19 protein-coding genes are annotated in these 23,133 nt (G+C 36.7%); 6 read left to right on the top strand and 13 right to left on the bottom strand.

Annotated elements, in window-relative coordinates:
* Window positions 1-12 precede the first annotated feature (12 nt).
* The 7 genes from IW15_RS19320 to amaB form a co-directional block, all read right to left on the bottom strand.
* Complete coding sequence (locus IW15_RS19320) at window positions 13-3,159, bottom strand: efflux RND transporter permease subunit (protein ID WP_034714709.1); 3,147 nt, start codon at window positions 3,157-3,159, stop codon at window positions 13-15.
* A gap of 1 nt (window position 3,160) precedes the next feature.
* Window positions 3,161-4,345, bottom strand: a complete 1,185-nt coding sequence (locus tag IW15_RS19315) for an efflux RND transporter periplasmic adaptor subunit (RefSeq protein ID WP_034714708.1) — start codon at window positions 4,343-4,345, stop codon at window positions 3,161-3,163.
* 1 nt (window position 4,346) lies between these two features.
* Window positions 4,347-4,802 carry a P-loop NTPase family protein gene (locus IW15_RS19310; RefSeq protein WP_034714706.1) on the bottom strand — a complete coding sequence of 152 codons (456 nt, stop codon included), beginning with the start codon at window positions 4,800-4,802 and terminating at the stop codon, window positions 4,347-4,349.
* Between the two features lie 117 nt (window positions 4,803-4,919).
* A complete protein-coding gene (locus IW15_RS19305) occupies window positions 4,920-5,435 on the bottom strand; it encodes a GNAT family N-acetyltransferase (RefSeq protein ID WP_034714704.1) in 516 nt (171 codons plus the stop codon).
* A 193-nt stretch (window positions 5,436-5,628) separates the two neighbouring features.
* Window positions 5,629-5,859 (bottom strand): DUF2007 domain-containing protein, encoded by a 231-nt coding sequence (locus tag IW15_RS19300; RefSeq protein WP_034714702.1) that lies wholly within the window; start codon window positions 5,857-5,859, stop codon window positions 5,629-5,631.
* Between the two features lie 63 nt (window positions 5,860-5,922).
* Complete coding sequence (lat, locus tag IW15_RS19295) at window positions 5,923-7,248, bottom strand: L-lysine 6-transaminase (protein ID WP_034714699.1); 1,326 nt, start codon at window positions 7,246-7,248, stop codon at window positions 5,923-5,925.
* A 96-nt stretch (window positions 7,249-7,344) separates the two neighbouring features.
* Window positions 7,345-8,895, bottom strand: a complete 1,551-nt coding sequence (amaB, locus tag IW15_RS19290; protein WP_034714697.1) for an L-piperidine-6-carboxylate dehydrogenase — start codon at window positions 8,893-8,895, stop codon at window positions 7,345-7,347.
* A 134-nt stretch (window positions 8,896-9,029) separates the two neighbouring features.
* Between amaB and IW15_RS19285 the strand changes: the two genes are divergently transcribed.
* Window positions 9,030-9,227 (top strand): hypothetical protein, encoded by a 198-nt coding sequence (locus tag IW15_RS19285; protein ID WP_034714695.1) that lies wholly within the window; start codon window positions 9,030-9,032, stop codon window positions 9,225-9,227.
* Between the two features lie 100 nt (window positions 9,228-9,327).
* Here the strand turns inward: IW15_RS19285 and IW15_RS19280 are convergent, their stop codons facing one another.
* From IW15_RS19280 to ccsA, 3 genes are all read right to left on the bottom strand, one after another.
* Window positions 9,328-9,525 (bottom strand): hypothetical protein, encoded by a 198-nt coding sequence (locus IW15_RS19280; protein WP_034714693.1) that lies wholly within the window; start codon window positions 9,523-9,525, stop codon window positions 9,328-9,330.
* Between the two features lie 27 nt (window positions 9,526-9,552).
* Window positions 9,553-10,419: an SPFH domain-containing protein gene (locus IW15_RS19275; protein WP_034714691.1), complete on the bottom strand. Its 867-nt coding sequence runs from the start codon at window positions 10,417-10,419 to the stop codon at window positions 9,553-9,555.
* Between the two features lie 373 nt (window positions 10,420-10,792).
* A complete protein-coding gene (gene ccsA, locus IW15_RS19270) occupies window positions 10,793-14,107 on the bottom strand; it encodes a cytochrome c biogenesis protein CcsA (RefSeq protein WP_034714689.1) in 3,315 nt (1,104 codons plus the stop codon).
* A 441-nt stretch (window positions 14,108-14,548) separates the two neighbouring features.
* Here ccsA and IW15_RS19265 point away from each other — a divergent pair, with 441 nt between their 5' ends.
* From IW15_RS19265 to IW15_RS19245, 5 genes are all read left to right on the top strand, one after another.
* Window positions 14,549-17,089: an FtsK/SpoIIIE family DNA translocase gene (locus IW15_RS19265; protein WP_034714687.1), complete on the top strand. Its 2,541-nt coding sequence runs from the start codon at window positions 14,549-14,551 to the stop codon at window positions 17,087-17,089.
* Between the two features lie 62 nt (window positions 17,090-17,151).
* Window positions 17,152-17,799 (top strand): LolA family protein, encoded by a 648-nt coding sequence (locus IW15_RS19260; RefSeq protein ID WP_034714686.1) that lies wholly within the window; start codon window positions 17,152-17,154, stop codon window positions 17,797-17,799.
* A gap of 119 nt (window positions 17,800-17,918) precedes the next feature.
* Window positions 17,919-19,376 (top strand): LptF/LptG family permease, encoded by a 1,458-nt coding sequence (locus IW15_RS19255; RefSeq protein ID WP_034714684.1) that lies wholly within the window; start codon window positions 17,919-17,921, stop codon window positions 19,374-19,376.
* A 153-nt stretch (window positions 19,377-19,529) separates the two neighbouring features.
* A complete protein-coding gene (locus tag IW15_RS19250) occupies window positions 19,530-20,231 on the top strand; it encodes a hypothetical protein (protein WP_131368596.1) in 702 nt (233 codons plus the stop codon).
* Between the two features lie 337 nt (window positions 20,232-20,568).
* Entirely contained in the window at window positions 20,569-21,132 is a 564-nt protein-coding gene (locus IW15_RS19245; protein WP_034714683.1) for an OmpH family outer membrane protein, read from the top strand.
* A 91-nt stretch (window positions 21,133-21,223) separates the two neighbouring features.
* Here the strand turns inward: IW15_RS19245 and frr are convergent, their stop codons facing one another.
* From frr to pyrH, 3 genes are all read right to left on the bottom strand, one after another.
* The gene (frr, locus tag IW15_RS19240) at window positions 21,224-21,778 is read right to left on the bottom strand and encodes a ribosome recycling factor (RefSeq protein ID WP_034714679.1); all 555 of its coding nucleotides are present in this window, start codon (window positions 21,776-21,778) and stop codon (window positions 21,224-21,226) included.
* A gap of 347 nt (window positions 21,779-22,125) precedes the next feature.
* Window positions 22,126-22,302 carry a bacteriocin-like protein gene (locus IW15_RS22885; protein ID WP_165585227.1) on the bottom strand — a complete coding sequence of 59 codons (177 nt, stop codon included), beginning with the start codon at window positions 22,300-22,302 and terminating at the stop codon, window positions 22,126-22,128.
* A 118-nt stretch (window positions 22,303-22,420) separates the two neighbouring features.
* Window positions 22,421-23,128 (bottom strand): UMP kinase, encoded by a 708-nt coding sequence (pyrH, locus tag IW15_RS19235; protein ID WP_034714677.1) that lies wholly within the window; start codon window positions 23,126-23,128, stop codon window positions 22,421-22,423.
* Window positions 23,129-23,133 lie beyond the last annotated feature (5 nt).

Raw genomic sequence — 23,133 nt, 5'->3', positions numbered from 1 at the left:
TCTTAAAGATTTTTATTCTGCTAAATTGATCTCTTCTTTCTTAATAGGTTTCACTTTTTCTTGTAAGGTTTGGAAAATAACATACAATACAGGAATTACAAAAAGTCCTAAAATAGTACCTATTAATAATCCGATCGCAGCACCTGTTGCAATAGATCTGTTACCTACTGCCCCAATTCCGCTTGCCAGCACTAGCGGTAATAAACCGAATATAAAGGCAAATGATGTCATCAGAATAGGTCTTAATCTCGCTTTTGCAGCATTGATGGCAGACATGACAATGGTTTCCCCATGGTGTCTTCTCTGGACGGCAAATTCGATGATCAAAATTGCATTTTTCGCAAGTAATCCCACCAACATAATCAATGCAATCTGGAAATAAATATTGTTTTCCAAGCCCATTATTTTCTGACCAAAATATGCTCCCATTACCCCAAGAGGAAGTGAGATCACCACCACCAGCGGAAGGATATAACTTTCATACTGAGCAGAAAGAATGAAGTACACGAAGATTAAACTTAATCCAAAGATCAAAAGCGTCTGAGATCCTGAATTCAATTCTTCTCTTGTTAACCCCGTAAACTCTACATCATAATTTTGATTTAATGTTTCCTTCGCCACATCCTGAACAGCTGTAATCGCATCCCCGGAACTGTATCCTGCAGAGTTAGCCCCTGTAATTTTGACAGAAGTAAACAGGTTGTATCGGCTTACCGATTGCGGACCATATGCTTTTTTCAGCGTTACGAACTGAGAAATCGGTGACATCACTCCTGAAGCTGTTCTTACGTACAATTCATTTAAATTTTCAATACTCTTTCTGTTTTCCGGAAGAGCCTGAACCATTACCCTGAACTGTTTCCCGTATTTCGTAAAGTCGGCGGTATACACCCCTCCTATATATCCCTGCATCGTGCTCAGAATCGTGCTTACAGAAACTCCAACCTGTTTAGCCAAAGGAACATTAATGTCCATCTGATACTGAGGATATTTTGTATTAAATGAGGATTGAGCAAATTCAATTTCGGGTCTCTGCATCAGTTTTCCGATGAATTGATTGGTTTTGTCATCAAGATCGGCATAATCACCTCCTGATTTATCCAGCAACACCATCTCAAAACCTGCACTGTTACCAAAACCTGGTACACTTGGCGGCTGGAAGAATACGACTTTCGCATCCGGAACTTTTCCTGAGATCCCAAATAACTGTTTTGTAATATCTTCAGATGTCTGGCCTCCTTTTTTTCGTTCATCAAATGGTTTTAATTTAATGAAGGCAAGACCGTTATTACTTCCGTTTCCGGATAAGAAACCTCTACCGGTAGAAATGGTAACGTTTTGTACTCCCGGAACTTTTAATGCGTTTGCCTGAAGTGTTTTCAATACGTTATACGTTCTTTCCATAGAAGCTCCCGGAGGAAGCTGTACGTCTGTAAAGATGATCCCTCTGTCTTCTGTAGGTACGAAACCTTTTTTCATGGTAGTACTTGCCCAGTAAAGAATACCTCCTGTTACGGCAAAGATGATAAGTGTCACCCATTTATGTCTCAACAAGAATACAAATCCTCTTCCGTAACGGTCTGTTGTTGTTTTGAAAGCAATGTTAAACTTGTAGAAAAATTTCTGTAAAAAGTTTAAGTTTTTATATTCTGCATGATGCGCATCGTGAGGCTTTAAGAACAATGAACATAAAACCGGACTTAACGTTAATGCGTTAATCGCAGAAATGATAATCGCTATAATCAGGGTAATCCCAAACTGCTGGTAAAAAACCCCTGTAGGACCTGTAATGAAAGTTACCGGAACGAATACCGCTGCCATTACCAACGTAATGGAAATAATAGCTCCTGTAATCTCATCCATCGCCTCTACGGTTGCCTTTTTAGCATCGGAAATACCATGTTCCATCTTGGCGTGAACGGCCTCGACGACGACAATCGCATCATCTACCACAATACCAATTGCAAGAACCAATGCAAATAGGGTTAAAAGGTTTAATGAATATCCAAATAAATTCAGGAAGAAGAATGCACCCACAATAGATACCGGAACCGCAATGGCCGGAATTAAAGTAGATCTGAAATCCTGTAAGAAGATATACACCACAATAAATACCAGGATAAATGCTTCTATTAAGGTATGAACTACCTTTTCAATAGATGCATCAAGGAATTCGTTGGTATCAAAGTTAAAAGTATATTTTACTCCTTCAGGAAAGCTTCCTTCTGCTGATTTAAGATAGGTTTTAATATTTTTAATAATCTCCTGAGCATTGGAACCCGGCGTTTGGAAAATCCCCATACTGATCGATGGATTATTTCCGTTTTCCCCGATTCCGGTGTAAGACTGCCCTGCCAGTTCAACTTTAGCAACATCCTTCAGCATTAAGTTCTGTCCGTCCGGAAGTGCTTTAATGATGATATTGTCATATTGATCTTTTTCGTTGAATTTTCCGACATATTTAATGATATATTCAAAAGAACTTCCACTGTTTTGTCCGATAGAACCCGCTGCTGCTTCTCTACTCTGCTCATTGATTGCCGTAGTAACATCATCCGGAGTTAATCCGTACGCTGCCATTTTTGAAGGATCCAGCCAAACTCTCATTGAGTAGTTTTTACCTCCGAAAACGTTGGCATCACCTACTCCATTAATCCTTTTCAAGTTTGGAATAACGTTGATATTCAGGAAGTTTTGAAGATACACATCGTCTAAGTCTTTGTTTTCAGAATAGAAAGACATATACATCAGGGCACTCGTCTGCTGCTTCTGTGTTACAACTCCCGAACGGGTTACTTCACTTGGAAGTAGTGGTGTTGCTCTGGTCACACGGTTCTGTACGTTTACCGCAGCAATATCGGGATCAATTCCTTGTTTGAAGAATACCTGGATCTGTGCTGAACCGTCATTCCCTGCACTGGAAGTAATGTAGTCCATTCCTTCTACCCCATTGATCTGTTCCTCCAAAGGCACTACAACACTTTTCATTACAGTCTCCGCATTGGCACCGGTATAGTTTGCTGTAACACTTACGGTAGGCGGTGCAATATCAGGATACTGTGTAACTGGTAAAGAGATCAGTCCCAATACCCCGAGTATAACAATAAGAATTGATATAACGGTGGATAGAACCGGTCTGTTTATAAAGTTTTTTATCATGTTAGAATTTCGGTTTTATAGATTGTACAAGACTGTCCATTTTTACAGGCTGTTTTTTAATCGGAGTTCCTGATTTTAAACCACCAATACCGGCAGCCACAATAGTCTCGCCTTTATTTACCCCTGATTTTATTAAAGCCATATTGTCGATTCTGTCGATCACATTAATGACTACGTTTTTGGCAGTATCTTTTTCTACTTTATAAACGTAAACAATACCTTGTTGCTCATAGGTTGCACTTTCAGGAACGACCAATACATTATCATATGTTTTTGGAAGTCTGATAGATCCACTGTTTCCGTTGCTCAACAATTTCTGAGGGTTGTTGAAGGCAACTCTGAACTGAATAGTCCCTGTAGTAGCATCAATTTGTCCTGTAATGGCTTCAATTCTACCCTTTTCGGAATAAATACTTCCGTTGGCCAATTGCAATTCTACCATCGGAAGGTTTTTGATCTTCTCAGACATTGTAGAACCCGGAGATTTTTCCAGAAAATCAAAATACTCTTTTTCATTCATTGAGAAATAAGCAAACAACTGGGAAGTATCTGAAATCGTAGTTAATGCAGTCTGATCTGTTGGCCCAACCAAACTTCCCACTTTTAAAGGAAGTTTACCAATAACCCCAGAAATGGGCGCACGGATAATGGAATATTCAATATTCGCTGCTACTCCTTTGTAATTGGCTGAGGCTTGTTGTTTTGCCGCCATAGATTGTTGTAACTGAGCCTTTGCCTGAGCTAAATTAGCCTGTGCCGTCTGCAGCTGAACATCACTGATGATATTTTTAGCCACCAGAGGTTTTAATTTATTGACTTCAACCTGAGCGGCATTTACCGCTGCCTGTGAAGCTGCAATGGTGGATTCAGCCGCACCGATTCCGGCTTTTGCTGCTGCTGCATTTTCTGTCAGGATATTGGTTTCAAGACGAAACAAAGGCTGCCCTTTTGTTACATACTGCCCCTCATCCACTAAAACCTGAGTGATATATCCCTGTATTTTCGCACGTACATCATTATTTACTCTACCCTGGATGGTAGCCGGAAATGTCTGATAACCTACGATATTCTTTGCCTCCACATTAACGACAGGATACGGCTTTGCACCATCCTGTTTTGGAGCTTCTTTTTTGCAGGCTGTGAGTGAAAGCGCTGCAATAGAAAGTATAACTAGTTTATTATTCATTTTATAGTTTATTAAGAGATTCCTGAATATTTAAAATGTTTTTATTTAAAAGTGCTTTGTAGGCTTCAATTTTTTCATTGTAATCTTCATCCTGAACTTTTTTGAAGTGGTTGAGATCATCCAGCAGCTTTAGTTCATCCTTCATTTTCTGAACTATTTTTTCAAACCGTATTTTTTTATACTCGTCGTTGGTGAAAAAATACCTTTTCCTTTCGTCCATTTTGTTATGATCGATGATCAGCTGTGCGTTCAGTAATAAAGAAATACTTGTAGAAACGGAACTTTTGCTTGCAGACAGTACTTCTACAAATTCATCAAAAGTAATCCCCACTTTTTCGTAATCGAAAAGCAGATAAGCATATATTTTTGAAGCTAATGGGGGAATGTTAAAAATAGTTCCGTAGAATTTTACCGCATCTTGAAAAATTTTCTCATCAATTTCTATACTTTGGTGCATATTAGAAAAATTTCACCAAAAATAGAAAATTAGTTCAGAACTAAACGAACAAACCCGATAGAGTTTATGAATACAGGATGTTTTAAAAATTCAATGGAAATGGATTTAACTTTTCCCTTAAATTATAATCTTCTCAAAAGCTTTTCTTATTCCCCCTGCTAAAACAACTTCACCACAATATGAATATCCTTTGCTTTCAAGAATTTTCAACATGGCTATATTATCATGATTAGTATCTACTTTAACACTTTGAATTCCATGAGATTTGGTAAATTCTTCAATATGATCAAATAGCTTTTTTACCAGTCCTTGCCCCGCAAATTTTTCATCTATAGCCACTCTGTGTACCACCACAAACTCGCCATTACTCAGCCAGGCCCCTTCAATAGTGCTGTAAGCGGGTTCGTCATTTAAAATCAAAGCGGAATATACTGCAGGTTCTCCATCAACAGTAAGAATATAGCCGAACCCTTTTGCAATATCACTTTCTACGGTATTGATGTTAGGATAGCCATTCTGCCACTGCGTACTTCCGTCCTGTCTTCTTCGTTCAATGGATTGCTGAATCATTTCCCAGATGATTTCCCGGTCTTCAATTTCGGCTTTCCTTAATTTAATTTCTGCTGAATTCATTCGTGTGAATATTAATTTAAAATGTAAAATTAACGGTTTAATAATTAAAGCCCACCTCAGTAGGATTGGGATGAACTTTATTTTTCAATGGTACCATTAAATTTGGTAGTTATTATTTGAATTAAAAAACCGAAAACTAATTAAAATTAATTTTCGGTTCGAAGTAGTAAAATTTAAAATTATGAAATTGTTTTTATTGGTTTTCACTTTGTTGAAGATAGGCATCAATAATTTCGAATGCTTTCTTCTCCTCTTCCAAATCTACCATAATCTTTAACGATGTCGCCGTGGGCGTCGTTGTAAAAGTCAGGTAACTGTTTTCGACTGCATTTGTAATTTGTGCATCATCCAATTTAGATTTGATCAACTGAATTTCTGAAGGTTTATCACTTTCAAAAACGGATACTCTCGTACTTCTTTCCATAGTTCTATAACGTTTGAGTATCTAAATGTACAATGTTTTTTTTTAAATTACAAATCTTCGGTTTTAAATTTTGTTAATATTATTTTCAATTTTATCCAGCGCTAACTGAATTTCTTCTTTGGTAACATTCAGGTGAGGTCTGAAACGAATCGACTGATCTCCACATGATAAGATGATCAATCCATCTTTGAAAAGCTCGTTAACCAGATGATTTCTATCTGCTGCGGAAGGTAAATCAATGGCACACATCAATCCTCTTCCTCTGGCATTTGAAATTTTTTCAGGATGTTTCTGAGCTAAATTCTGTAAGCCTTCCAGTAAGTATTCTCCGACCACTCTTGCATTTTCTACAAGGTTTTCTTTTTCGATTACTTCCATTACCAACTGGAATCTCAGCATATCGATAAAGTTTCCTCCGAAGGTAGAATTGATCCTTGAGCTTTCTCTGAAAACGTTATTCGGGATTTCGTCAAATTTTTCTTTGTTGGCCAAAACGCCGCAAACCTGTGCTTTTTTACCGAAAGAAATAATGTCCGGTTTAGCAGTAAAATGCTGGAATGCCCACATTTCACCAGTAATTGCGATTCCTGTCTGAACTTCATCAAAAATCAACAAAACTTCATTATCATCACAAATCTTTCTCAATCCGATAAAGAATTCGTCTCTGAAGTGATTATCGCCACCTTCGGCCTGAATAGGCTCAATAATGATACACGCTACTTTGTTGGGATTCATTAAAATAGATTCTTCAATCTGCAGCAAAGCCAGTCTTTCATTTTTGATCGTTTCCTCAAGATTTTCTTCTGTGATCGGGAAAGATAATTTAGGGTTTAAGATTCTCGGCCATTCAAACATCGGGAAATATTGATATTTTCTTGGGTCTGAAGTATTGGTTAAGCTTAAAGTATATCCGCTTCTTCCATGAAATGCCTGTCTGAAATGGATGCAAATTCCTGCCTCGATATCAAGTCCTTTTTCAAAGTTTTTACGGGTTTTCCAGTCAAAACATGCTTTCATCGCATTTTCAACACCCAATGTTCCGCCTTCAATAAAAAAGGCATACTGCAATTCCTGAGGAATCACCACTCTTTCGAAAACTTCTAAAAAGTGAGCGTATTCTTCGGAATATACGTCTGCAAGGGTTGGCTTATTAACTGCCATTTTCCCTAACCATGCTGATCTTTCAACAAGATAAGGGTGATTGTACCCTACAGAAGCCGATGCAAACATGGAAAACATATCTAAATATTCTCTGTCAGAAAGTTTATCATACAGCCATGATCCGTGGGATCTTTCTATATCCATCACGAAGTCGAAACCGTCTGCCAATACGTGTCTGCCTACCGTTTCTTTTACTTTATTTGCTTTTATATCAATTGTTTGTTCCATAGTTAACTGTGTTTGATTTAAAAATTGAATGGTTAAAAAGATTTAAGCATTCCAGGTTATTAATTTTTAAATCGTTAAATGATTTAAATTAGAATTTTACAAGTCAAACTTAATCCCCTGTGCTAAAGGAAGTTGAGCTGTGTAATTTATAGTATTGGTTTGCCTTCTCATATAGTATTTCCAAACGTCAGAACCGGATTCTCTACCGCCTCCGGTTTCTTTTTCACCACCGAAAGCACCTCCGATTTCAGCACCTGAAGTTCCGATATTTACGTTGGCAATTCCACAGTCTGAACCTGCATGAGAAAGGAATAATTCTGCTTCTCTTAAATTCTGAGTCATGATTGCAGATGATAATCCCTGAGGAACATCATTTTGAATCGCAATCGCTTCTTCTAATGTTTTGTATTTAATCAGATATAAAATAGGAGCAAAAGTTTCGTGCTGAACGATCTCGTAAGAGTTTTTAACTTCTGCGATACAAGGCTTCACGTAACATCCGGATTCATAATCCTTGCCTGACAACACACCACCTTCTACGACAAATTTACCGCCTTCTTTTTTGCATTTTTTGATCGCTTCTTCATATTGATTGACAGCATCTACGTCAATAAGAGGCCCTACATGGTTATTTTCATCCAGTGGATTTCCTATTTTCAGCTGCCCGTATGCTTTTACCAGTCTTTTCTTCACTTCATCATATACACTTTCATGAATGATCAGTCTTCTTGTGCTGGTACATCTTTGTCCTGCAGTTCCTACAGCCCCAAAAACAGCCCCGATGATCGACATGTCGATATCAGCATCTTTAGAGATAATAATCGCATTATTTCCACCTAATTCAAGAATTGATTTCCCGAATCTTTCTGCTACTTTAGAAGAAACCATTCTTCCTACTCTTGTAGAACCTGTGAATGAGATTAATGAAATTCTCTTGTCTTCCACCAATCGCTGCCCGATCTCATGATCTGCCACCAATAGACTGGAAATACCTTCTGAAAGATTGTTTTCTTTAAGAACTTCATTCATGATATTCTGACAGGCAAATGCACAGAAAGGTGTTTTTTCTGATGGCTTCCAGATCGTAACGTTACCGCAGATCCAAGACAATGCTGTGTTCCACGCCCAAACGGCAACCGGGAAGTTGAAAGCCGTAATAACGCCTACAATCCCAAGTGGATGATATTGTTCGTACATTCTGTGACCAGGTCTTTCGGAATGCATCGTATATCCATGAAGCTGTCTTGACAGACCTACTGCAAAATCGCAGATGTCGATCATTTCCTGAACTTCACCTAAACCTTCCTGCAAAGATTTACCCATTTCATAAGAAACAAGTTTCCCTAAATCATCTTTATACGCTCTTAATTTTTGACCTAACTGTCTTACAATCTCTCCTCTTTTCGGTGCCGGGATTGATCTGAATTCCTGAAATGCCTTTTGAGCAGTAGTAATTACTTTTTCATAATCACTCTCTCCGGACATTTTTATGGTACCAATTAATTTTCCGTCTGACGGTGAATAACTTTCGATAGTTTTTCCTGAAGCAAAAAACTTCCCACCTACCGAAGTTCCTTTATTTTCATCTTTAATACCTAGATTTATCAGAGTCTTTTCGATCCCGAAATCCTTTACTTTTTTAGACATAAAATGTTACTTTTCGTTTCCTCTAAAGATAAAAATATTATGTGAATCACAAAATTTTAATTTTTTTAACAAATTTTTATTTGGACTAGTTATAAACATGATTACCTTTGTACAGTAATTTTATAATTTCAGTGATGGAAAGTAATGCACCTATAAAAGAACCTGTAGAAAAAGAGAATCATTCGAAATGGAAACAGTGGGTTAAGCGTTTTGGCGTAGGAGGAATCATTTTTTTTACGGTAAAAGGTATTATCACTTCTACTTTGATTTATTTCCTGGGTAAAAATTTCTGGACTGTTATCAGCTCGTATTTTTCGTCGATTTTTGAATAAGCTTATAAACATTCAACATAAAAAAAAGGAAAGCAGAGAATATTCTCTGCTTTTCTTTTTTTATTAGTAATTATATTATTTATAGATCGTTAGATCTTTTTTATCCTTCTTTCTTTTTTCTCCCGGAATCTATAAGACTTTGATGAAGCATATACTCAATCTGCCCGTTTACACTCCTGAATTCATCACTAGCCCATTTTTCGAGGAGTTTGTAGGTAGACTCATCAATCCTCAACACAAAAGATTTTTTACCTTTTGAGGTGCTTTCAGATGGATTTTGAGCTTTTTGTTCTTTCATTATATTCTAGTTGCTATCCAGTTTAATTTAATTATATAAAGTTCCGGCATTCACAATAGGTGTTGCCGCTTTTTCGCCGCATAAAACAACCATCAGATTGCTTACCATCGCTGCTTTTCTTTCATCATCCAACTCTACAATGTTTTTTTCTGAAAGTTTGTTCAACGCCAGCTCAACCATTCCTACGGCTCCTTCTACAATTTTTGTTCTTGCTGCAACGATCGCTGTAGCCTGTTGTCTTTGCAACATGGCGCCGGCAATTTCGGAAGCATAAGCAAGATGTGAAATTCTCGCTTCCTGAATGATAATTCCCGCTTTTGAAAGACGGTCAGTCAATTCCTGCTCCAGGATAGAATTGATCTTATCTCCACCTTCTCTTAAAGTAATTGGTGCGTGATCATCTTCGAGGTTGTCATAAGGGAAACTCATTGCCAGATGACGTACCGCAGCTTCACTCTGCATTCTTACGAAATCTGAATACCGTTCTACATCAAAAGCCGCTTTATAGGTATCTCCTACTTTCCAAACCATTACCACAGCAATCTCGATTGGATTACCCATTTTATCATTAACCTTCAGCGTTTGGCCCTGTAAGTTTTCCGAACGAAGCGAAATTTTTTGTGATGAATACAATGGATTGATGAAGAAAAGCCCATTATCTTTTACGCTTCCTACATACTTTCCAAAAAAATTCAATACTCTGGAATGATTCGGCTGAATGATCATCAGGCCCTTCATGAAAAAACAGAAAAGCAGAAAACAAAGTACCGAAAGTACTACAAAAGGAATGTTCTGATCAACTCCGCTGATGAAGAAATACACTGAGGCTACAAACAATACTAAGCAGATAATTAATGCTAAGTAGCCTGACATTGGTTTTAAAACTTTTTCCATAAATGTAATTTATAATGATATTAATTTGATATCATAAAGCTAAATATAAATTTTGGTTTATGAGATATAAATTATGAATTTTTTTACCATGAAGATTTTGTAGTGTGAATGCATTTTTCATCAAATTTCTTTCGTCTTAAAACAAAAAACAAGAGTTAGAGACTGAAAAATGAATGCTAAAATCCCCAAAATCGTGCTGGTCTGCTTTCCGTTCTTCAGTCCCAAACTCTGTCCCGCTCTCAAACAGTGGGAACTTTTAAGGAATTAGTTTTTAATTTTCTTAACGCTTTACTTTCCTAAGTCGATTAAAGTATAGCACAAAAAAAATCCCGAAAATATGATTTCCGGGATTTTTTTGATATAATGAGTTGTCTTATTTTTGATTTAAAACTTTAAACTTAAAGTAAGAAACAACAGATAATAAAAGCATTGAAGATAATCCGATATATACCCAAGCCGGAACCGGAACCGGATCTCCTGCTGCATACGAGTGAAGACCGCTTAAGTAATAGTTAACTCCGAAATAAGTCATTACCATTGAGCAGAATGCAAACATTGTTGCTACGTGGAAAGCCCATTTGCTTCTTAAGCCCGGAACCAATCTCATGTGAAGTACGAAAGCATATACCATGATCGAGATGAAAGCCCATGTTTCTTTCGGGTCCCAGCTCCAGTATCTACCCCATGATTCATTCGCCCAGATCCCTCCTAAGAAGTTTCCTACTGTTAATGCGAACAGACCTATCGTAAGAGACATTTCAGATACGATGACCAATTCTTTTAATGTGGTATCGTGGTGAAGTTTATACGTCTCTTTATTGGCAATAATGAAGAATACCAGACAGATTACTGCAATGATCATCGACAGGGCAAAGAATCCGTAACTGGAAGTAATAATTGCAACGTGAACAATCAGCCAGTATGACTTCAGTACAGGCACAAGCGGCGTAATCTGCGGATCAAGCGCTGAACCTCCGTGTGCAAACCCCATCATAATAACCGCCACCATAAATCCGGCTGCCGGAATTAAAGCGTTGGAGTTTCTATACAGCACTAAACCTGCCGTAATACCCACCCACGAGATAAAGATAATTGCTTCATAACCGTTACTCCAAGGAGCATGTCCTGAAATATACCATCTGGCAACAAGCCCTAGGAAATGTAACAAATATCCAACTGAACCAACCGCAATAATTACTTTAATTATTTTGTTTAATCGCTTATTTGATTTGAATAACTCAATAAATCCTAAGATCAGAAGAAGACCACCAATAAGAGTATAGAAGATCAACAATTTGAAGTTGATATCTGCTTTATTCATGAATACTTCAAGATCTACTTTTGATTTTGCAGGAACTACACTTTTCCCCCATTTCTGCTGATAGTCTGATAGCTTTGCCAATTCAGCATCCGCTTTGCTCCAATCTCCTGATTTCTGAGCTGCCAGCGCTTCTGCAAAATAAGGCCCCATCACTTGCTGAGATTCCATATCCGGTTCGAATTTCTGATCTAACCATGAATGCCAGGTATGGTTGGCGTCATTTTTCACAGGAACAATTCTCATAAACTGACCGCTAAAGAACTCATTGAAGATCTGTACTCTTTCATTTACAGCAATTACTTCTTTATCATAGTTAGTCTGTTCAGCAGGTTTTTTACGGAATGCCGTGTTGTAATCATGTTCTAAGATATAAGTAAGATTACCGTTAGCATCTGCCGGGAAAAGATTCATCAAAGAAGTGTATCCTTCCTCATCAGCCTTTGTTTTATTCTTTAATTCATCTCCGCCTTTTGTTCCCACTTTAATCATAGGAACCATAGTCCAGCTTGGAGTATCTGTATTTACCGAAAGAAACCATTGATTGGCAGTCATTGTTTTTACTTCAGCAAGACCTAACTTTGCCAGGAACTTTTTCCAAGGGCTGGCCTCTTCAGTAAAACTATCTTTCTTGTATAGTTTTCTTAAAACATCCAATGCTTCTGTATTAATAGGAACAATTCTTCCTTCAAAATTCTGAACCAAAAGATATCCAAATTTATCTGCATGTTCTTTGCTGATTTTATTTCTCGCAATGATCTCATCCGCAGAAATCAGTTTCATTTTGCTTAACGGTGCTGCCAGAGAATTCTGTTTTGGTGCTGCACCTTCCTGTACATGTGCCGTTTCAGGAGCCACCGCATGGGTGTGTCCGTCACCTTCTACATGTACATGCTCTCTGCTTCCATCGCTTGTTCCGTGGGTTTCAATTTTTTGAGCCTGTAAACCTAAACTTAAAAACAGTAAAAGTACACCGGCCGCTCTTTTCTTATTAACATCGGTAAGCATTTTATTCAATTTCCAGAAATGGGTTCCTTTCCAGAAGAAAATAATAAACATTCCTAAAAACAGAAGGGTATATCCGATATAAGAAATCAATGTTCCCCAGAAATCGTGGTTAACAGAAAGTACAGTTCCCATTCTGTCCGGATCGAAACTGGATTGGAAGAAACGGTATCCGCCATGGTTAAGAACGTGGTTCATATAGATTTTATAAGGAGTTTCTTTACCTCCGTCAATAATTTTAATGTGACTTTCATAAGCACTCGGTGATGAACTTCCCGGATAGGTTTCCATAACGAAATCATCTAATTTCAATGCAAACGGAGTATTGTACACTTTAGGGCCGTAACCTACCATCATGTTCAGCCCATCCATTGTTACCTGCTTAAAGGCATTAGGGTTTCCTTTTTCTACTGACAAATCAACAAGACGTTTTGTTTTCGGACCCTGAATTTCAATTGTCAGCATATCCGGAACAGCCTGATCTTTCTTTCTATCACCTTCAAAGGCCAACAATCTTCCTTTTTTAAGACCTTCAGGAACTACCAGTTTTAATTCATTGATGCTGTACAAACTTCTTAATGCAAGAGGCTGGAATTCATCTTTAACTGTATTTCCCGTAGCTTGTGTAGCCATGGTCATATAAGTAGCATCCACAGGAGTTTTAACAAATAATTTCCCGCCTTCATTTTTAAATTCTACAGCACCGTCAATCGATCTGTTAAAGGTAACCAATGTTCCGTTTATCGATTTTGTTTCTCCCGGTTTAATGTAAATATTCTGTCTTCCGGTCTGCCCTGTCGACACCAAATGAAGATATTCCGCACCATTTGGATCAGCAATCAGGCTGTCTTTTTTTCTCTGAATGTATTGTACTGCAGAAACTTTCACTTCTTTTCCATGAAAATCATATGATGCATTAAAATCTTTATGCAACGGAGACATCAGGTAAGGAACATCCTGATAATTAAGAACATCTCCTTTTTCTTCAATCTGAATCTTAAAGAAATTTTTATCGGTTACGATTTCATTTGAAGTTTCCCCTTCTCTGATGTGCATCTGCCCTTCAAAACTGATGTATCTTGTGATAGCACCCCCAATGAAAATTAAAATAAATGCAAGGTGAAACATTAAAACCGGCCATTTTTCTTTTTTCCAAAGTCGATATCTTGCGATATTCCCTATGAAGTTAAGAATGAGCAGCACCATGATTAATTCAAACCATTTTGCTTCATAAATTAACGCTTTCGCAGTGGGCGTTCCGTAATCGTTTTCTAAGAACGTAGCATATGCCATCGCAAATGCATAGATCAACAGCAACACAGCCATCGTTCTGGTTGAGATAAGAATATCTTGGAGCTTCTTCATGAATTTTTTTTACTTGACATGCAAAAATAAGGATGATTAAATAAAAGGTCGATAAAAAAAACTGTTTTTTATCATTTTCAACCGTATAATCGTTATTTTGAATTGTTCTTAATAATATAAAAAATAATACCGAAAATTCAATATCAAAAACACTTAACAAAGCGCATGAAAAATAGCTATATCTGTTATTGAGTCAGTCTATTTCCCTCATGCATTTTCACAGTTATTTTTTCTGAAAATGTATGGGAGTTTTTAGGATGTATTCTGAATCGGTTCAAAAAAAATGAAGTGCTTTTTTAATTTATTTTCAATATTTTTAAACAATAATGCTTTATATAAAGCAGATCAACTTTCAGAAACTGAATATATAGTAACCTTTCTTTTTGATGAAAAAAGATTCTTTTAGTATTGAAAAAACATTAAATTTGCCTCATTGATATTATGGATAAAAAGACACAAACAAAGCAAACAGAATCACCTGAAACAGGCAGAATTTTATCTAAGCCACGTATATTTTTCGGGCTTACTTTTGTACTTCTTTCCGTTGTCCTTGCCTTCTCGTTCATCTCTTATTTAATGAACTGGAAAGCAGACCAAAGCCAGGCCGGGACAATGCTTGACAAGAGTATAAAATCTTCAAATATATTTGGTAAAATCGGCGACTGGCTGGGGAATATTTTTATATTCGAAAGCATCGGCATCGCTTCCTTTATCATTGCATTCCTATTTTTAGTAGTGGGCACACTGATTCTGAAAAAGAAAATATTCAAACCCTGGAAAACCATAGGACATTCTCTGTTCTTCATTTGCTGGCTTCCTATATTTATGGGAGCATTAACAAAAGGCCAAGGCGTTTTAGGAGGTGTATACGGATACCAGATTATGGATTATCTGAATGCTATTATTGGAACAGTTGGCCTTTGGCTGGTGTTGGCATCAAGCATTCTTTTATATTTCATCTTAGAATTTAACCTTCGCCCAAGTTCTATTAAAGCGAAATTCAACAGTATCAATGAAAACACCATTGGAAAGGTAAAATCCATGATGCCTAATTCTGATGAAAACTTTGAGGCTGATGAAGAGCTGGAGGAAGAAGTTCACGAAACTCCATCCAATATCACGGTAACAGATACCACTGCCAAGCCTGTGAAAGTTCAGGAGCCTGTGGAAGTCCCGAAAGGTTTTCCTGAAGTTCCTATCGCTCCAACAGTAGAAACGACGATTGTAACCCCTAATCATACTTCTTTTGAGGATGAGAAAAATTTTTCCCAACCTCTAAATGTAAATCTTAACACAAAACCTCAGGTTCCGCTTTCCACTCCGGAACAAGCTTTTGATATAAAACCTCCGGTTTCTACACCAGTGGTGACTCCGCCACAAGAAAACATTAAGTTTAATGTAGAAGTAGCACCGGTTATTGATGTACTGGACGAGTCGGATAAAAAATCTCAGGAGCTTGTTGACAAGCACGGTTTGTATGACCACCGTTTAGATCTTGCAGGTTTCCAAATGCCTACTATTGATTTATTGAGAGATTATGGAAATGAAGAAATTTCTATCAACCAAGAAGAATTAGAGGAAAATAAAAATAAAATTGTAGGCCTTCTGAAAAACTTTAACGTAGGAATTTCTGAAATTAAAGCAACGATAGGACCTACCGTTACTTTATACGAAATTGTTCCAGAAGCAGGAATCAGGGTATCTGCCATTAAAAAACTACAGGATGATATTGCCTTAAACCTTTCTGCATTAGGAATCAGGATTATTGCACCAATGCCTGGAAAAGGAACGATCGGGATTGAAGTTCCGAGAAAAAATCCTACTATGGTTTCTATGCGTTCTGTGATTGCTTCCCATAAATTCCAGAATACGGATATGGACCTACCTGTTGTTTTCGGAAAAACGATTTCTAATGAAGTCTTCATGGCGGATTTAGCAAAAATGCCGCACTTGCTGATGGCCGGAGCTACAGGACAGGGTAAATCGGTTGGTATCAATGCCATTCTGACTTCCCTACTCTATAAAAAGCATCCGAGTGAACTGAAATTTGTAATGGTGGATCCTAAAAAAGTGGAACTTTCACTATATTCAAAAATCGAAAGACATTATCTGGCTAAACTTCCGGATACAGACGATGCCATTATCACGGACACCAACAAAGTAATCAATACGCTGAATTCTCTTTGTATTGAGATGGATACAAGATATGATCTTCTTAAAAATGCATTCTGTAAAAACCTGAAGGAATATAATAAAAAATTCACGGAAAGAAAGCTAAACCCGGAAAACGGCCACCGATATTTACCTTATATCGTCTTAGTGGTTGATGAGTTTGCAGATTTGATCATGACGGCCGGAAAAGAAGTTGAAATGCCGATCGCCAGATTAGCACAGCTTGCAAGAGCAGTAGGAATACACCTTATCGTTGCAACACAAAGGCCTTCTGTGAATGTAATTACCGGTATGATTAAAGCCAACTTCCCGGCAAGAGCAGCTTTTAGAGTAATTTCAAGTGTAGACTCCAGAACAATCCTGGATTCTCCGGGAGCAGATCAGCTGATTGGTAAAGGGGATATGCTTTATTTTAACGGAAATGAAATTTTAAGACTTCAATGTGCTTTTGTAGATACACCTGAAGTGGAAAGAATCGCAGAATACATCGGAGAACAAAAAGGATATGCATCAGCATTTTTACTGCCTGAATATGTTTCTGAGGATGCTTCAAGTACAGTAGGAACCTTCGATCCTAACGAAAAAGATGCATTATTTGAAGAGGCAGCAAGAATTATCGTTTCTACACAGCAGGGATCTACTTCAATGCTTCAGAGACAATTGAAGCTGGGATATAACAGAGCGGGAAGAATTATGGATCAGCTAGAGGCAACCGGTATTGTTGGAGGCTTTAATGGGGCTAAAGCAAGAGAGGTGATCATTAGTGATCTTAATTCTTTGGAACAGTTTTTGGAAGATCTGCGTAGATAAAGGAAAATAACATGTTTATCCTTATCAGTTAAAAAAAATCTAAGAGTATTTAAATTAAAAAAATGAAAAGTATTATTTCAAAGGTTATATTAGGAAGTTTTGTTGTAGGAGCAGTAGGATTAACCAATGCACAAAAAATTGATGCAAAGGCTAAAAAGATATTGGATGACATCACAGCCAATTACAATTCCAAAAAGAATTCTTATTTTAAATTTTCTTTTGGAAGCGGAGCCAATGGACAGGTTTCTAAAACAGAGCCCGGAATTTATTATTCAGCCGGCAACAAATACAAGTTGAAGATTATGGATACCGAGCAGATTTTTGACGGGAATAAAATCTATAATATCAATGCAGACGATATGGAAGTAACAACAGCAAAACCCAACGGAAGCAGCAGTATGTTCTCCCCGATCAACTATCTTACTACTTACAGAAACGACTATAATGTAACTTACAACGGAAAACAAATGGTGAATGGTGTGAATGCAGACTTCATTAAATTAACCCCTGTAAAAGCAAACGGAATCAAGTACGTATATCTTTTTGTAGATTCTGCAAAAAAACAGATGGTAAAGCTTGAACAGCACGGAAATAACAATGATGTAGCTGTAATTGCGATCAAAGAATATAAAGAAAACCAGACTCTGGATCCGAATATGTTTGTTTTTGATAAGAATAAATTTAAAAATTACGTGATCACAGAATTGTAAACAGCATCAGACAAACAGCAAACGCAGAAATTATCTAATGCAAATCAGATTTATTTAAAAAATCATAAAATATAGAAAGCCACAAGTAAACTTTGTGGCTTTTTCATTAATTTTGGCAAATGTTAAAAATACTAGACCGATATATCATAAAAACCTTCTTTGGACCGTTTTTCTTTATATTCAGCGTATTGTTTTTCATCTTTATTGTAAACATTATCTGGGTTCAATTGGGGCAGTTTATGGGAAAAGGATTAACCTACTGGCAAATCCTTAAACTTCTTTTCTACCTTGGAGTAAGTGTAGTCAGTTTGGTACTTCCGCTTACTATTCTTTTGGCGAGCATCATGTCTTTTGGAGAATTTGGGGAGCGGTATGAATTAGCAGCCATGAAAGCGGCCGGAATTTCTCTTACAAGAGTAATGGCTCCTCTGCTGGGTGTCGCTGCTGCGCTTGCAGTCATGCTTTTTTTCTTTTCCAATAATATTATTCCGGATTTCCAGAAGAAGGCTAAAAACATGCTTTTCAATATTGCCCAGACCAAGCCGGCACTGAATTTTACTCCGGGACAGTTTATAGACCAGATTCCCGGATATATGGTGAAATTCGATAAAATCTACGGAGAAAACGGAGAAAATATAGAGGGGGTTTTTGTACATAAAAAAGCAAGTACCTACCAGGATCAGCAATCTATTGTGGCTGAAAAAGGAAAGTTTGTCCCTGCTGCCAATAAGAACTTCTTAAAACTGGTTCTGTATAACGGATATGTATTTGAAGATAAACTGGAAGGAAAGCCGGAAAACGCGAAATTAAGACAACCCGATCAGGCTATTAAATTTGATACACTGGTATCCCATTTTGATGTGAGTGAAATCATCAATAAAGCTATCGAAAAGGAGCAGATTACAGATGACTACCGTTTTCAGACCTACGGCCAGCTGAATGAAACGATTGATAAAAATAAGAAAGACAACGATAAGTTTTTCAGCAATATCAGCAATGATGTGTTAAACCAGACCAGTGCTGTCGTTACTTATATGGATAAAAATACAAAGTCCAAAGCAGCGGCAAAGCCTCAAATAAAACTGGACACCGTAAAAGGAGAAAAAAAACTGGAAATCATCTATAATGCCTACAATAGATTAGATAATTTGAAGTCTACAGTAGAAGGGAAAAAGAACGAACTGAGTCCAAATATCAAATATTTCAGCAAAATTGTTATTTACCAGCAGAGAATTGTTTCTTATTCTGTTACCTGTATCATCTTCTTCCTTATCGGTGCGAGTTTAGGTTCCATCATCAGAAAAGGAGGAATGGGACTTCCTGTTATTATTGCGATCGTTATTTTCATTATTTTCTACGTCATGAACCTGGGAATTGAAAATATATCATGGAGTGGAAAAATGAGCCCATATCTTGCGGCATGGCTTCCCAACCTGATCCTTCTTCCTTTCGGAATCTGGATGACTTATAAAGCACTCACCGATTCGCAGCTTTTTGATGCTGAAAAATACAAAGTATTATTTAAACCGATTACGAAGCTATTCAGTAAAAGTAAAGAACATAAAAGGTATCAATAGCTATCATTAAAAGATTAAAAGATTTAATAATTTAAATATTTTACAGGCCCGATTTTTTCGGGTCTTTTTTATTGACAATGTGGTATTTTATTACATTCCATGCTAAGCGATAAAAAGCTATATTTACAAAAATTGATAAAAAACGATAACCTTATGAAAAAAACACTACTTCTTGGATTATTTACATTCATGACTTTTCAGGCTTATGCTCAGGATGACAATAAAGACTATGACTTAAGACCCAATGAGACCTATGGCTACATTATTGATAAGAGCGGTAAAAAGATTGAAGGTATTGTAAGATTAGCCGGAGATGCTATGAATCCCTGGCAGAACCAGAAAAAAGTGAAATTTGTTGCTGCTTCCGATATTGATCAATCTAAAAAGAAGCAGAAATTCAAAACTTTTGATACAGATGACCTGAAAGAATATGTTGCCTTTGACGAAAATAACAATGAAAGGCATTTCGAAATGGTAAAATACACCAACACCAAAGAAGGCTTCAATACGGCAACCGGAGGATTGAGCGGTAATTTAAAAGCATTCAATAATCTTACAAAATCCACTCAGTTTGCAGAGTTGGTAACAGACGGAAAAATCAAGGTGTATAAACTATACGGATATCCAACTACTTTTTCGGCAGGAGGCCAGATCGCTGTAGCAGACAAAGAAAATGAGCGAATGAGAAACTCCCCTTCTTATATCTACAGCAAGAAAGACGGTAAGCTGGAGGAGCTAACACTTGCCAAAGCTAAAATAATCATTGCAGACTGTAGCTATGCAAAAGGAAAACTCGCAAACGGCTCATATGCTTCACTGAAAAATGATGAAAAGAAAAGAAAAGATCAGGATTAGGAAGATTGATTAAAAGTCAGATTGATGATGTGATGTCCAATGTTCCTCAAATTGTAGATGAAGTTATTGTCGATTACAACGAAAACTGTAAATAAATAGATTCCAAGATTAAAAACCAGATAGTGGTGGTCGGAATTTCTTCCACCACTTTTTTATTTAGTTTTAAAAATATCCGTTGACCAAATGCTTTACATTGATAAGCCAGATTATCATTTTTTACGTAAATTGAGCCCCAGTAATGTATTTATAGCTACTATATATAATAATTTATTTTACTGGCCGTTCTTACATACACTTTTGATAGACAAAATATTTGGCGATATATATAATTAACACCATGAAAAATTTCAAAATGATTTCCGGCCTCGCACTATTCCTTGCTTTTGGGTTCGGTAATGCTCAAAAAATAGGGGTTGTAGATACCGATGCTATACTACAAAAAATGCCTCAATATAAAGAAGCAGAAGCAAGGCTCGATGCACAGATCAATACCTGGCAAACAGAACTTCAAAATCTGCAGTCCGAATATGAAAGGAAAAAATCAGCCTTTGAAAACGAAAAAGTATTATTAATCGGAACTCAATTAACAATGAGGGAAAAGGAAGTCTTAGATTTGGAGAAAAACGTTAAAACTACAGTGAGTTTAAGATTTGGAAATAATGGCGAAATTAAAAAACTTAAAACAAACCTAGTAGTCCCTTTTGAGGATCAGATACACAATGCCATTACAGCTGTAGCAGAAAGAAATAAAGTAGATACAATGCTGGATAAAAACCGAAACAATGTTCTTTATCTTCAAAAACCATTTGATTATACAGACAGAGTATTACAGTTTTTGTTAAAAGGAACTCTTGAAACTGATAATGATAAAAAACAAACCCCGACAAAAGGGAAAAAGTAGTTTTGACTATTTAATAAAAAAGTCGGAAGAAAAAATCTTCCGACTACAGTAACTTCTAAAAAAGTCTTTTTTTATTTTCAAAAACTGAAAATTATACTTTCATAATTTCAGCTTCTTTTGTCTTAAGATGATCCTCACAAAGCTTTACATGCTTGTCAGTAAGAGCCTGTATATCTTCTTCCACTCCTTTTATAACGTCTTCAGAAATACCTTCCAGTCTTTTAAGTTCTTTCAAACCATTCTGTCTTGCATTTCTTACAACGATTTTTGTATCTTCAGTTTCACCTTTAGCCTGTTTTGCCAAATCTCTTCTTCTTTCCTCTGTTAAAGGCGGAACATTCAGAATAATATTCTCTCCGTTATTAGAAGGTGCAAAACCTAAGTTAGAATTGATAATAGCTTTTTCAATGGCACCGATCGCTGTTCTATCCCAAGGCTGAATAGAAATCGTCATCGCATCCGGAACAGAAACATTGGCAACCTGATTAATTGGAGTCGGAGCCCCGTAATATTCCACCATAACATCCTGAACCATAGATGTAGAAGCACGTCCTGCTCTAATTCTTTGAAATGCATGATCTAAATGTTTAATAGCTGCATCCATGTCCTGCTTTACAGATTCTACTATAAGATCTAATTCTTCCATTATATATTTAAAATTTGATAAGTTACACATTAATCCAATCGCTCTGAATATCAGCACACAGCCCTCTTAAATTCTACTTTTCAAAGGTTTTTATACCGTTTTTTTACTATTCAGTGGTGCAAAAATAACATTTGTTTTTAATTAAGTAAAACTTTATCAATTTTATTTTAATCATTATTTGCTGAAAACGTTCCAGTCATGACTTGATATATCTTTTTACTCATCATTTTTTCAAATAATATAACCTCTGAAATGGGTTCTATACTGAGTGAACAATTCGTTCACAATCCATCATCTCAAAAAGAAACAGCCAATAAAAAACCCTCTTAAAAAAGAGGGTTCAGTTATTATCCTTTTACCGGTTTGGGAATACAACCACAAACACAATCATATTGATCAAATATTGGATCACATACCCCTACAGCATCACATCTGTAAATGTATCCAACCGGGCATTGTGGAATAGAAGTTCCACCTTGTACCTCTTTTAATTGATCTCTTGAAATTTTCTTTAAATTTTTCATTGTTAAATAGCTAATTTGATTAGGTCTCAAATATAACAATATTCTACAAATGAGGAATTATTTTTTAAAAAAATTACAATAATTAATGAATGTCGTAATATATACTCCGTTTTTCCTGTTATAAATCAACCAGAGTTCCTACATTTTCTCCATCTACAATTTTAACCAGATTACCGTCCTTGTTCATATCAAAAACAATAATAGGTAATTTATTTTCGTGGCTTAAAGTAAAAGCAGTCATGTCCATTACTTTAAGATTCTTTTCAAAAACTTCATCAAAAGATAAGGAATTGTATTTTACTGCATTTTCATTCTTTTCCGGATCGCTGTCGTAGATTCCGTCTACTCTTGTTCCCTTCAGGATAACATCAGCTCCAATTTCAATAGCTCTTAAGGTAGCAGCAGTATCTGTTGTAAAATAAGGATTTCCGGTTCCGGCACCAAAAATGACCACTCTTCCCTTTTCCAGATGTCTTACTGCACGTCTCTTAATAAAAGGTTCAGCTACTTTATCCATTTCAATAGCAGACTGAAGCCTGGTTTTAATTCCTGCATCTTCCAAAGCGCCCTGTAATGCCATTCCGTTAATTACGGTTGCCAGCATACCCATGTAATCTCCTTGTACTCTGTCCATTCCTTTTGCAGCACCTGCTACTCCACGGAAAATATTTCCTCCTCCAATTACAATCGCAACCTCACAGCCTTTGTCTACAACTTGTTTTATTTCCGCAGCATATTCCTGCAGTCTTTCATTGTCAATACCGTATTGTCTGTTTCCCATTAAGGCTTCACCACTCAGTTTTAGAAGGATTCTTTTATATTTCATCTTTA

Source organism: Chryseobacterium soli (assembly GCF_000737705.1).
GTDB lineage: Bacteria > Bacteroidota > Bacteroidia > Flavobacteriales > Weeksellaceae > Chryseobacterium > Chryseobacterium soli.
This window is presented reverse-complemented; position numbering and strand designations above follow the sequence as displayed.